The sequence below is a fragment of the Haloarcula pelagica genome, assembly GCF_030127105.1.
GTDB lineage: Archaea > Halobacteriota > Halobacteria > Halobacteriales > Haloarculaceae > Haloarcula > Haloarcula pelagica.
The window spans coordinates 124705-137282 of sequence record NZ_CP126162.1 but is presented as its reverse complement, the minus strand read 5'-3'; the positions used below and the strand labels follow the sequence as shown (position 1 = coordinate 137282).

Sequence of the window (12578 nt, the reverse complement as noted above, 5' to 3'; positions counted from 1 at the left end):
CCCGGGGGGCGTGTCCTCACTCGCTGTCCTCGTTGGCGGCAGCGATGACCGACATAACGTCGGCCGCCGACAGCGGACCGTATCCCGGTAGTTCGACACCGCTGTCGTATCGCTCGACGGCCTCGGCCGCCTCGGAGACGGAGACGCGGCCGTCGTCACTGCGATACACCGCCGCCGCCGACGGGGACGCTGCAGGCTCGACCGTAAGCTCTCGCGATGCGTTGCCGACCGAAACCGTCCGTGGCCCGGCCCCGCCGAACGCTACCGAAACCACTGCGGTGGCTGTCTCCCCGGCGTCGACCTCGATGCTCGTCGTCGCTACGGCGGTCCCGTTGACCCCAACAGACCCAGCGTACGTCCCGGCAGTGTCCCCCTGGTTTCGAACGGTGACGGAGAGGTTCCGAGGCTCTCCGGCAGTGACTGTCGCGGGAGCGTCCAGACCGACGACCGAGAACACCGGCCCGACCGGTGTCGGGGGTGGCGACGGCGTCGGCGTCTTCACCGCCTCGACGGAGACGGTCAGTGTCTCCGTAGCGGTCCGTCCTTCGAGGTCTGTCACCCGGAGGACCACCACCTCGATCCCGGGTGTCGGCCAGGCGTGGGTCGCGGTACGGCCGGTCTCCTCGAAGACGCCGTCACCGTCGACATCCCACTCGTAACGGCTGATCCCGACCGCGTCGGTCGACGCCCTACCGTCGAGGATCAGTCGCTGGCCCACGTCGACCGTCCGATCGAACGACGCGTTGGCGACTGGCCCCTCCGTGTCGACGGTCACGCTGTCGGATTCTCCGCCCGCGCCGTCGTTGCCGGCGGCGTCGACAGCCGCGTCGAGGGTGGCAGTGTAGATACCGTCGGTCCCACCCGTGTACGTCGCTGTGTAGGTGTACGTCCCGTCGCCGTCGTCGGTCTCGGCGAACGCACCCGTCGGCAGCGTCGCCGTCTCCGCACCGCCGATGGCGACAGCTACGGTCGCCAGTCGCTCGTCGGACTCGACGGAAGCGACGATGTCTCGATCCGCGGGATTCGCGACGCTGAACGTGGAGACGGTCGGTGTAGCGGCGTCGGTGACGGTCACCGTGACCGTCTGTGTCGCGGATGCGGTGCCTTCGCTGGCCGTGACGGCGAGCGAGAACCTAGTCCTGACGGAGCGGTCGATGTCGTCGGCGTCAGCGAGGACGATCTGCCCGGTCGAACGGTCGATCTCGAACGGGGCGACACCGTCGCCCGAGACATCGACGTTGCCGCCGGTGATCGCGTAACTCACACCGTCGTCGGCGGCAGCGCCGACGGTGGCGTCGGCATCGAAGACACCGTCTCCGGTCGTGGCGTCCCCGGCGATTCTGGCGGACGCGCTCGAACTGAACGTCGGCGCCTCGTCCACGTCGGCGAGTGAGACGGTGAGGCGCTGTGTCCCGGTGTTCCCGGCGTCGTCGGTGGCCGTGACCGTCAGGTCGTAGTCGCCGTCCCCGTCGTCGTCGCTCGGACGCTCGAACTCCTGTGGGTCGTCGAGGGACAACTCACCGGTGTCCGTGTCGAGACTGAACGGGCCGGCGTCGACGCCGCCGAGCGAGTAGTCGACGGCAGCATCGTCGCTGCCGGCGCTGTCGTTGGCGTCGATGTCGAGGACGACGCCGGTCGTCCCCTCGTTCACCGGGACGGTGTTCGTGGCGCCCGCGCTGAACGTCGGCTCGGTGGTGTCGATCCGGTAACGCTCGCCGTCCGCACTCCCGTCGCCACCGCCGCTGGTCCCGACACCGCCGAGCGCGATCCCGCTGTCCGCGGCAGTGATGCTGTCGTCGTCGACGAGGTCGAGTCGGAACGCACCCTCACCGGTGACGGAGTCGACGGTGACGGTGTAGCTGCTACCGGAGCCACCGACGGTGGCGACCGATCCCGTCACGTCGCCACTGACCTGTGTGGTGTCGAAATCACCGGTGTCGACCCCGGTAACGCGTTCGGAGAAGGTCACGTCGAACTCGACGGTGGCCGCGTTCGTCGGACTCGCGCCGGTTCGCGTGATGGCGTCTACTTCCGGCCCGTCTCGGACGCTGACGAGTGACTGTGTGGTGACTGTTTCACCGACCTCGTCGTCGTACTTCCAGGCGAATCCGGGGGCGTAGTCGCCGGCCGTGTCCTCGGTGAACGAGAACGTTACTTGACCGTTCGCGTCGGTGACTGCCTCGCCGCCGAGCCCCGAGAGGCCGGCCGCGGTCGCCACCTCGACGGTCACGCCGTCGGCGGGGCTCCCCTGGTCGTCGGTCGCCGTCACCGTGATCGTCCCCGCTTCGCCCTCGCCGACTGTCGGTGACGTGGCGCCGAGCGAATCGACGGTGAGCCCGTCGACGCGCTCCCACTTGAGCCGGGGATATTCACTGGTGACGGTCCACGTCGAAGCGAAGTCCAGCCCGGGCATGGTGTCGTAGACCGTGTCACCAGTCGCGGCCACGGCCGGGCCCCCTGCACCCGTCGAGCCGAGGCCCGCGACCGCCGACAGTGTGCCCGTGTCGGAGCCGGTCGCCTGGTCGACACCCGTCGTTCCCACGTCCCAGTAGGACAGTTCGACCGTCCCCTGGTCGGTGTTGTGACCGACCAACCCCCCGGCGTTTCCGCCGTTGGTACTGACGCTTCCGGTGGCGTAGGAACGCTGGACTGTCCCCGACGAGGAGGCCCCGCCGTTTTCGCCGACCAGCCCACCGGCGTCGCCCCCGCTGCTGTCCGTGGAGATCGCCGCGCCGGTCGCGTAGGAACCCTCGATCACCCCTTCGTTGAAGCCGACCAGTCCGCCGGCCTCCGACGAAGCGGTGCTTGTCCCAGTGGCGGCGGATCGACTGATCGTCCCGCCGTGGAAGCCCACGAGACCACCGGCAGTGCTACCGGTCGCGGTTGTGGTGCCCGCCGCGGTGGCGTTCGTGATCGTACCATCGACGTTGGCACCCACCAGCGGTCCGACTGACTCCCACCCGGTGACGGTAGCCCCCGTGAGGTCGACGTTCGTGATAGCTCCCGACGGGCCGACGACACCGAACAGACCGATGAATCTCGTGTTCTCTCTGTCGATGGTCAGCCCCGAGATCGTGTACCCGTCGCCGTCGAACGTTCCGGTGAATCTGGTGGTGGGGTCACCGATCGGGTCGAACCCGTCGCCCCCGTTCCACTCGCCCGTCTCGCTCGCGTCGATGTCTCCGGTCAGAACGTAGTCGTTCCCCAGTCCCCGATTCTCGATGCACTGGAGTTTGTACAGGCTGTCGATCTCGTAGTACGTCGTGCCCGAGATGTCCCGCGTCGCCCACGAGAGGTCGGCGCAGTCGGCTACCGACGGTGTAGTGTCCGGCGTGTTGCCCTGCGCTCGCAACTGCACGGTCCGGTCGAGCGCCCGTAGGATCGGATAGCCGTCCATCGCCGCGTCCGGATTCTCGCTCGCCACCGTCTCCCACGTGTTCGTGAAGTCGAGGCCGGGCATGTTCCCCTTCGCATTCGACCCTTGTATCTCGGGAGCGGGGGCGGTGTCGGCCGTCGCGCCGAAGCCGCTGACGGCGGTGAAGGTTATGGGGTCCCATCCATCCCCCGTACTCACACTCTCCTCGTTTGTCGTTCCAACGTCCCAGTAGGCCTGCTCCACCGTAGTAGGCGAAACAGCGGAGCCACCGACGAGGCCACCGATCCCCTGTGTCTCGTCGTCGACACTGAGGGCACCAGTTGCGTAGGAACGCCGAACCACCCCTCCGGGGTCCGCCTGGAACGACCCGAGTACCCCACCGGCGTACCAGCTCGAAGTAACCGAGCCAGTGGCGTAGGAGTCCGCTATCGTCCCCGTGGAGACACCGACCAGCCCGCCAGCAGACGTGCTGCCCCCGCCTCCGACGACGGCCCTTGCGGCGAAGGAGCGATCGATCATTCCCTGGTTGAAACCGACCAGGCCGCCAAACCAATCGCTTCCACGAGTAGGTTCCCCACTCGCGTAGGAGCGACGGACCGTCCCATCGTTCCGGCCGACCAGGCCGCCGACCCGATCCCGCCCAGTGATCTCACCAGTAGCGTGCGAGTCCTCGACCGTCCCGTCGTTGTACCCGGTGAGCTGTCCGACCCGTCTCGTGCCGGTGACGGACCCGCCCTCGAGGCCGACCGTCTTGACAGTTCCCCCCGGACCGATCTCACTGAACAGGCCAACGGAGTACGTTCCACCTCGGTCGATGATCAGTCCCGAGATCGTGTAGCCGTTGCCGTCGAACGTTCCGGTGAACTCGTTGTCCTTGTCACCGATCGGGTCGAACCCACTCCTGTCGTTCCACTCGCCCGTCTCGCTCGCGTCGATATCCTGGGTCTGGACGTAGTTGTCCCCCAGCCCTTTGGTCTGGATACACTGGAGTTTCACCAGGCTGTCGACCTCGTAGTACGTCTCGCCCGAGATGGTTCGTGTCGACCACGAGAGGGCGTTACAGTCCGATTCTGTCGGTGCGATCTCGTAGATACCCTGTGCCCGTAACTGCGCCTTCCGGTCGAGCGCCCGTAGGATCGGATAGCCGTCCATCGCCGCGTCCGGATCTTCGCTCTCGACTGTCTCCCACGTGTTCGTGAAGTCGAGGCCGGGCATGTTCCCTTTCGCACTCGACCCTTGCATCTCGGGGGCGGGGGCGGTGTCGGCCGTCGTGCCGAAACTGGTGAGACCGCTCGTCGTCACATCACCGTACGTCGTCCCGAACGCGCTGCCCTGGTCGGTCGTTCCCGCGTCCCAGTAGGAGTTCGCTATCGTCGACCCGAATCCTCCGTTGTCAACGTCGCCGACCAACCCACCGGTGCCACCGTTAGTTATACTGACAGCACCGGTCGCGTAGGTACGTCTGATGGTTACGCTAGTACTGCTTCCGGCCAATCCGGCGGCATCGTAGGTATCTGCCGTCACGTCGCCAGTCGCGTAGCTGTCTTCGATTGTGCCGTAGGTTTCACCGACCAATCCGCCGCCATACACGATGTCTGTCGTCACGTCGCCAGTCGCGTAGGCATATCTGATCGTCCCGCGATCCAGGCCGACCAATCCGCCGACCCGACCGCCGTTCGCGCTTTCACTGGTAACGTCACCGGTCGCGTAGGACGCCTCGACCGTCCCGTCGTTCTCGCCGACCAGTCCACCGATCCGACCATTGTCCGTGCTGAAAACGGCTCCTGTAGCGTGAGAGTCCTCGACCGTCCCCCCGCTGTCACCGACCAGTCCGCCGACCCGACCGCCATAAGCAGTGATTTCGACAGTCGCTACGGACTGACTGACGGTGCCGTTGTTGGTGCCGACCAGCGCTCCGACATATTCGCCCCCGGTGACCGTCCCGCCGTCCAGTCTGACGCTCCTGACCGTCCCCCCTGGACTGACGGTCCCGAACAGGCCGATGTCGCTCGTTCCGCCCCGGTCGATACTCAGTCCCGAGATCGTGTGCCCGTCACCGTGGAAGGTGCCCGTGAACTTCCCGTTGGGGTCACCGATCGGGTCGAACCCCTTCCCGCCGTTCCACGTCGCCGTCTCACTCGCGTCGATGTCGCTCGTCAGGACGTAGTTGTTGCTCAGCCCCTTCGTCTGGATACACTGGAGTTTCTCCAGGCTGTCGACCTCGTAGTACGCCTCGCCGGAGAGCTGTTGTGTAGTCCACGAGAACCCGGAACAGTCCGTCGCCGTCGGTGCGTCGGCCGACGCGACCCCGACGAAGCCCAGGCCCACGGCCGCGAACAGTGACACCGCCAGCACCGCCGAAAGTGTACCCACGCGCAGTCGTACCGAACTCTGTCCGGTCACGCACCAACCCTCTTCCCCAGTTCCCGCTGCCCGCCGAAACAGGCAGCCATCGCCGTCGTCTCCATAGCAGTACTCAGGAACAAGCCCGGATTATAGTCACCGCCTGAGACGATGTTTCAGCCCGTGAGATTGGTAACCAAATACTTACAGTTTAGCCACTCTATGGGACCGTATGCAAGGGAGTTACGAGCCAGATCGGATCCTGTCACGGGTGCCGCTGCTCGAGGCGACCCGCGAGGGGCCGGCCGATCGGCCGGCCTTACAGGACGAACTCGACATCTCGCGGGCGACGGCCTACCGTCGGACGGCCGCGCTCACCGACGACGGCCTGCTCGAACGGACGCCAGCGGGCTACCGGACGACCGGTGCCGGCGCGGCCGTCGTTGACGCCGCCGAACGGTTCGAACGGTCGCTGACGGCGATCGATCGGTTACAACCCCTGCTCGCGCAGCTTTCGGCACCGGAACTCACGCGAAACATCCATCTCTTTGCCGACGCCGACCTCCACACCGCGACGCCACAGCACCCCAGCGCCCCCATCGAACCGTGGCTCGACCACTTCGAGTCGTTCGACCGCTCTCGAAACATGGTCGTCGCCGGCTGCCCGCCCGCGGTCACCCAGCAGGGGCTCGAACACGCGCGCAACGGCGTCGACTTCGAGGCCATCTGTACGCCGCTGGCGCTCGAAGCCGATCAGAACGCGTCCCAGGAGGCGTTCGACACCATCGCGAACGCCGAGGCGCCGTCGCTGTACACTCATCCCGGGCTCCCGTTCACCATGGGGATCATCGACGAGGTCGTCATCGTCGGGGGCTTCGACGACGAGACGGCGCTCCCGGTCGCCTCGATCACCACCGACAACCCCGAGGCACGTCAATGGGCCGGGGACCTCTATCGCCGGTACAGGGACGCCGCCGACCCTCTCGATCTGGCGGAGTCGAACCTGTCGGCCTGAGTGGGCCCGACTCACAGAGTCGGCTCTCCCGCACAGTTGGTCCGCTGCCCACCACTCGACTCGATCGACCACTCGACTCTGCGGCGACGATCACCAGCGTGAGGGGGACGGTCGGTCATTGCTGGCCCACAGGCGATGCCCCGCTCGAAACGCCTCCCTCTCGCGGGCACCTATCGACCACCTGGCACGTAATACACATGGAGACAGCCGCGGTACGGTATGTTTGATTTAGTACACCGACTGTCTCGGTCACTGCTATGGTAAACTGGATCGCTGTCCTGTACGGCATCGTCACGGCGTTCGCGATCGGTCTCGCCAGCGGGCTCGGGCTCCCGTTTACGAGTATCACGCTCCCCATCGTCGGGGCCGGAGTGACCGGACTCGTCGCCGGTGGCGTCGCCGGATACTTCGCGCGCGAGGGGCTGGGGAGCGGGATCGTCCACGGGTTCCTCGCGACGAGCATCGGTGGGCTGTTGGTCGGACTCGTCCTGTTGTTGACCGGAACGATCGTGGCCGGCGTCATCGGTTTCAGCGCCGGCGTCGTCTTTCTCACCCTGGTCGCCGCCCACGGCATCCCGGGCGCCGTCGGCGGCGCGATCGGCGGCATCCTCGGGCGAGGGAGCGCCACGACCGGCCAGCCGACTACCTGACCTCGGTCGGCGCCGGCGAGAGGCCGTTTGGCTGCTCCCGGAGGCGTGGTATCGGGATCGCCCGATCCGTGTGAGAGCCCGAGAGCACGGCCTCGTTTGTTATCGGACGGTCGCCCGGTAAGTGTCGGTTTGCTCTGAACGCGGGTGCTTAGGCCGTTGCTCTCGGCGGGTCTGGTCGCGGCGGTCCGGCCGTCCGACGACTGCCGATAGCACAGTTTAAGCCCCTGTGACCACGTAGTAGTGGCATCGTTACTGGATCCGACCCGCAGTGTTCTCCTGTTCGACCCGACCCGAGCAGCGTCAGGCAAAACGCTTCCCGTCAAGGCCGGGCGAGGCGCCCGGTCGGAGAGTCGTGACCTACCGCACGTCGGTCGTCGCTCGGATGGCCGGTGCGGTGGCGTTGCTGGGCGTTCTCGCCGTCTGGGGGCTCCTCTCGTTGCTCGTCGGCGGCGAGACGACCGCGACGACCTGGGCGCTCGGACTCGGGGTCATGTACCCCGTGAGCGCGCTCTCGGTCGCCGGCACCGATACCGAACCCGGCCGCCAGTACGCTGTAGGACTCGCCGCCGGCGTCGTCGTCCTCTCCGTCGCCTACCTCGGCGTGGGTGTCGTCGATTACACCCTGGTCGAATCCCTCGCCGGGTTCGACCCGCTCGAACTCGTGGCGGTGAGCGTCGTCGCCGCGCTTCTGGGCGGTGGGCTGGGCCTGGTCGACGTGACCTGTGTCGAGCGCCCGGTCACAGCGGCCGCGTTAGAAGAGCGGTACGTCGACGACCCAGTCGACGGGGACTGATCGCGTCGACGCCGGGGGTGTGGAGCCGACAGGTCGGCGAACCACGCGGCGTGGCTACTCCTCGGTCACGTCTCCACGATCCTGGCGGCGGCGGGCGATCACGGCGATGCCGACGAGTACGACGATGGCGGTGATGAGTAGTCGTTTCATCACCTTGGACACTGCTCACAGCGACGGTATAAAACATATCTATCGTTGACAGGAGTAGCCGACCGCTTGTAACACGTACGACGGTATTATCGGCGTGTCGGCTGTGTCCGAACAGATGCGACGAACCGAGCCGCCAGGGGGCGCCCTGTCACTGTGTGGACCCTGGGGAGGGCGATGGCCCACTCGGATCGACCGTCGTCGACGGGTTCGGTCGGCTTACCCGCGACAGCGGCGAGACAGACATCCGGGTATGATTCTCTTTCACGACATGTGTCCGCGAATAACTATGACTGTCTCCCCGCACGGTTGCGGTATGAGTTCGCTCGTAGTACTGGCGTTCGACGACATGGACGGCGCTAAAGACATGCGCGAGAAGATGTTCGACTTCCAGAAACGTGAGCTGATCCAGCTCGAAGACGCGGCGGTCGTCGTCCGTAACGAGAAGGGGCGAGCGAAGGTCAAGCAGGCCCACAGCCTCGTCGGCGCGGGGGCGCTCGGCGGGGCGTTCTGGGGCATGCTGATCGGGCTGCTCTTTTTCGCCCCGTGGCTCGGACTGATCGCTGGCGCGGCTGCCGGTGCGGTGTCGGGCAAGCTCGGCGACATCGGGATCGACGACACGTTCATCAAGGAGGTCAGCGAGGCCATCGAGCCCGGAACGTCCGCGCTGTTCCTGCTGACGCGGGAGGCTCAGCTCGAACGGATCGTCGAGGAGACCAGCGACGTGGAGTTCGAGATCATCGAGACGAACCTCTCGCCCGAGGACGAGACGCGCCTCCGGGAGGCGTTCGCCGCCGAAGAGGTCGCCGGCTGATCGGGGGCGTCTGTCCCGCGTCCCGGCGGCTGCGACGGTTCCAGCACCGCGCGGCAACCGCGAACGACTGTCCGGGGTCCCGGACAGTCACCCACCACGATGCCACACACCGTCACATGCGACTCGTCCAGATCCTGATCCCGCAGGGGTCCCGGTCGGCGATCCTCGAAGCCCTCGACGAGGAGGGGATCGACTACGCAGTGTTCGACGAGGTCGGCCGCGGGGAGTTCGAGGCGATGGTCCAGTTTCCCATCCCGCCGAGTGGTGTCGAACCGGTGATGGACGACCTCGTCGAGGCTGGCGCTCAGAAGGACGCCTACACCATCGTGCTCCCGACCGAGACCGTCGTCTCGGAGCGCCTGTCCGCGCTCGTCGAGCGGTTTCCAGGCCTCCGGATCGCCCGCGAAGAGCTGTACGCACGGGCACAGGACCTCGCGCCGGCGACCTCTACGTTCTTTGCCTTCCTCTTCTTGAGCACCGTCATCGCGACGACGGGGCTGTTGCTCGACTCAGCGGCGACGATCATCGGCGCGATGGTCGTCGCGCCGCTGATGGGACCGGCTATCTCGGCGAGCGTCGGGACGATCCTCGACGATCCGGAGATGGCATCACGAGGGGTCACACTCCAGGTGACGGGGCTCCTGGCGGCCATCGCGACGGCGGCAGTCATGGGCTGGCTGCTCAAGCAGACGGTGCTCATCCCGCCAGGGCTGGACATCCGGACCGTCCCGCAGGTCGCAGAACGGACGAGCCCGAACTTCCTCTCGCTGTTTCTCGCACTGGGCTCGGGGATGGCCGGGTCGATCAGCATCATGCGGGGGTCCGGCTCGACGCTCGTCGGGGTGGCCATCGCCGTCGCACTGGTGCCACCCGCCGCGACATCCGGGCTGGGGATCGCGTTCGGGCTGCCGGGCGTCGCTATCGCCGGCGCCGTCCTCGTCGTCGTGAACCTCCTCGCCATCAACATCTCCGCGCTGGGCCTGTTCTGGCTTGCCGGGTTCAAGCCCCTCGACGCGGGGCAGTTCGAGGGCGTTCGGGCGTCCGTCCTCTCGCGGATCGTCGTCATCGCTATCGCCATCGCAGTCCTCTCGATCGCCCTCGGTGCGGTCACGTGGACGACCTTCCAGACCCAGGCCTTCGAGCAGCAGACACAGGCCGAACTCCAGGACCGGTTCGAGGCGGCGGACATCGAGGGCGTCGAACTCGTCTCGGTGACCGTCGACTACGAACCGATCGATCTGCTCCTCGGAAACGAGCCACGCGTGAACGTCCTGGTCGCTATTCCACGGGACCTGGAAGCGCCCCCCGACCTCGCCCAGCGCTGGGACGACGAGCTGACCGCGGAGTTCGACCGCGATGTCGTCGTCCGCGTCGGGTTCATCGAGGCACAGGTCTCCGACGGTCGGTCGCCGGAGCCACGGGCGGGGCTTGCCCTCCCCGGAACGGCGGAGTGGGCACCGGAATCGGCCGACGTACCACGTTCCCCGGCCGTCTCGCGCTCCCTGATCGGACAGCGAACGGCCTCGGGCAGCGGGACCATCGCATAGATTGATACTTTCCACCGAGTATCGTGCCGTATGGAGACGGACGACGACGCCGCCGCGACCGAGTTCTCGACAGCGGGAGTCGCGGACCCCGCGTCCGTTCCGCCGAGCGGGTCCTCGTTCGGCAGGCGATTCGGTGTGTCCCTGTTGTTGGGGCTGCCCGGAATCGGTGCCCTCGTCGCCTATATCTACGCCACGACGCCGCCGGCCGCCGTCCCGCCCGGGCTGTCGCTCCCGCTGCTTGCCGTCCTCTCGGGTGTCAACCCGCTACTGTTGCTCGCCGTCGCGTGTCTCCTCGGCGCGTACACAGCGCCGCGGGTGGGACTGCGCTCGGCCGTCATCGATCGGACGGCGGCCGGTGACGGACTCCGAACGCGCCTCCGGACCGAGGTCGGCCTGGCAGTCGCTGTCGGGCTCCTGGGGAGCCTCCTGATCGTCGTCCTCGACGCGGTGATGGTGCCGTTCGTCGCCCAGGACCTGCCCCAGTCGGCGGTCGGCACACCGAGACCGACCGTCGTCGGTGTGCTCGCGTACGCTCCCGTCCGATTCCTCTACGGGGGGATCACCGAGGAACTCGTGCTCCGGTTCGGTCTCATGTCGGCCCTCGCGTTTACCGGCTGGTCCGTCGCTGGTCGGCGGACCGGTGGCCCCCGGCCGGCAGTGATGTGGGCCGCGATCGTGGTGTCCGCGGTGCTGTTCGGCGTGGGGCACCTCCCGGCGCTCGCCCAGTCGGTCAGCCTCACCCCGGCACTGATCGCCCGCACCGTTCTCCTGAACGCTGTCGCGGGCGTCCTCTTTGGCTGGCTCTACTGGCGCCGGAGTCTTGAGGCGGCGATGGTGGCTCACGCGTCGTTTCACGTTCCACTGGTGGTGCTCTCGCTGGTGCAAGTCGCCCTGCTCTGATCGAATCCGGTACAGATGGTCGCCGTCGGCCGACCGATGCTGGCGAGCCCGTCGCCGCGATCAGGAATGGCCGTCGGCCTGCGGTTCCAGCCCGTGCGCGTCCTCGATCAGTTCGCACAGCCGGTTGACGAAGCGAGCGGCGGCCCCACCGTCGACGATGTCGTGATCGACGGTCACCGTGAGATTGAGAATCTCACGCTCGGCGAGCGTCCCGTCGACGAACGCCGGTCGCTCGCCGATGCCGCCGACCGTCAACTGTAGCGTGTAGTTCGTCGGGCTGATCGCCCACCCGCCACCCGCTCCGAACATCCCGACGGAGGTCACGGCGACCGTCCCGGCCACGTCCGTCCACCGCTCGGGCAGCCACTGCGGGAGCCGCCAGACGAGACGCCGGACGAACCCGGGGAGTCGAAGTCCCAGCTCGGCCCACCGTGAGAGGGCTGTCGGGTCCTCGGCGTCCTGTGCGGCCCGAATCTCGTCGTGGATCGATCGGAGCGATCGCTCGTTCGCGCGTCTGACGACGTGTGGGACGCCCATCCGCTCTCCGTCGACCGTCGTCTCGACGAGCACGTTCACGTCGACGGCTCGGAACACGTGCACGCGACCCCGCCAGTCCCTGTACGCGTTGACCCCCGGGTGATCCTCGATGGCCCGTGCGAGACAGCACACGAGAAACGCGGTGAACGACGGGGCCGTTCCGGTCTCCGCTTCGATGGCCTCGATACGGCGACGCGCCTCGGTCACGTCGACCTCGACGAGCCCGTGGACGTTGCTTCGCCGACCCGCCGCCCGCATGTAGTCGACCGTTCCCCGCCGACGGGCGGAGCGTGGTTCGATCCTGTCGGTTCGGTCGCTCATAGGATCTCTTCGTCGGCGTGACGCATACTTCTTGACGCGACTCTGTCGCTCCGCGGTACCGAAGCCGCCGACCGGCACTCCCTCGGTGGGGATCGTCGCCGTCCCTGCTGGTGTGCATCGGACACGTCGTCGCCC

8 protein-coding genes are annotated in these 12578 nt (G+C 67.1%); 6 read left to right on the top strand and 2 right to left on the bottom strand.

The features are described from left to right. Positions 1-16: 16 nt before the first annotated feature. Positions 17-5749: a GLUG motif-containing protein gene (locus P1L40_RS19390; RefSeq protein ID WP_284011454.1), complete on the bottom strand. Its 5733-nt coding sequence runs from the start codon at positions 5747-5749 to the stop codon at positions 17-19. Between the two features lie 202 nt (positions 5750-5951). Here P1L40_RS19390 and P1L40_RS19385 point away from each other — a divergent pair, with 202 nt between their 5' ends. The 6 genes from P1L40_RS19385 to P1L40_RS19360 all read left to right on the top strand — a co-directional run bounded on the left by P1L40_RS19385 (position 5952) and on the right by P1L40_RS19360 (position 11585). Next, a complete protein-coding gene (locus tag P1L40_RS19385; protein ID WP_284011453.1) occupies positions 5952-6734 on the top strand; it encodes a helix-turn-helix transcriptional regulator in 783 nt (260 codons plus the stop codon). 257 nt (positions 6735-6991) lie between these two features. Beyond that, a complete protein-coding gene (locus P1L40_RS19380) occupies positions 6992-7384 on the top strand; it encodes a DUF5518 domain-containing protein (RefSeq protein WP_284011452.1) in 393 nt (130 codons plus the stop codon). A gap of 352 nt (positions 7385-7736) precedes the next feature. Continuing rightward, on the top strand, positions 7737-8177 hold the full coding sequence (locus P1L40_RS19375) for a hypothetical protein (RefSeq protein WP_284011451.1): 441 nt from the start codon (positions 7737-7739) through the stop codon (positions 8175-8177). A 496-nt stretch (positions 8178-8673) separates the two neighbouring features. Then, positions 8674-9138, top strand: coding sequence for a DUF1269 domain-containing protein (locus P1L40_RS19370; protein WP_284011547.1), 465 nt, complete (start codon positions 8674-8676; stop codon positions 9136-9138). Between the two features lie 116 nt (positions 9139-9254). Then, positions 9255-10685 (top strand): TIGR00341 family protein, encoded by a 1431-nt coding sequence (locus tag P1L40_RS19365; protein WP_284011450.1) that lies wholly within the window; start codon positions 9255-9257, stop codon positions 10683-10685. Positions 10686-10715: 30 nt separating this feature from the next. Beyond that, on the top strand, positions 10716-11585 hold the full coding sequence (locus tag P1L40_RS19360) for a CPBP family intramembrane glutamic endopeptidase (RefSeq protein ID WP_284011449.1): 870 nt from the start codon (positions 10716-10718) through the stop codon (positions 11583-11585). 60 nt (positions 11586-11645) lie between these two features. Here the strand turns inward: P1L40_RS19360 and P1L40_RS19355 are convergent, their stop codons facing one another. Next, a complete protein-coding gene (locus P1L40_RS19355) occupies positions 11646-12443 on the bottom strand; it encodes a 2-oxo acid dehydrogenase subunit E2 (RefSeq protein WP_284011448.1) in 798 nt (265 codons plus the stop codon). Positions 12444-12578: the final 135 nt, after the last annotated feature.

Bases quoted from the DNA above. Each gene is read 5' to 3' on its own strand.
- P1L40_RS19385 (WP_284011453.1), top strand. From the start codon at position 5,952: ATGCAAGGGAGTTACGAGCCAGATCGGATCCTGTCACGGGTGCCGCTG.
- P1L40_RS19380 (WP_284011452.1), top strand. From the start codon at position 6,992: ATGGTAAACTGGATCGCTGTCCTGTACGGCATCGTCACGGCGTTCGCG.
- P1L40_RS19370 (WP_284011547.1), top strand. From the start codon at position 8,674: ATGGACGGCGCTAAAGACATGCGCGAGAAGATGTTCGACTTCCAGAAA.
- P1L40_RS19365 (WP_284011450.1), top strand. From the start codon at position 9,255: ATGCGACTCGTCCAGATCCTGATCCCGCAGGGGTCCCGGTCGGCGATC.
- P1L40_RS19360 (WP_284011449.1), top strand. From the start codon at position 10,716: ATGGAGACGGACGACGACGCCGCCGCGACCGAGTTCTCGACAGCGGGA.
- P1L40_RS19355 (WP_284011448.1), bottom strand. From the start codon at position 12,443: ATGAGCGACCGAACCGACAGGATCGAACCACGCTCCGCCCGTCGGCGG.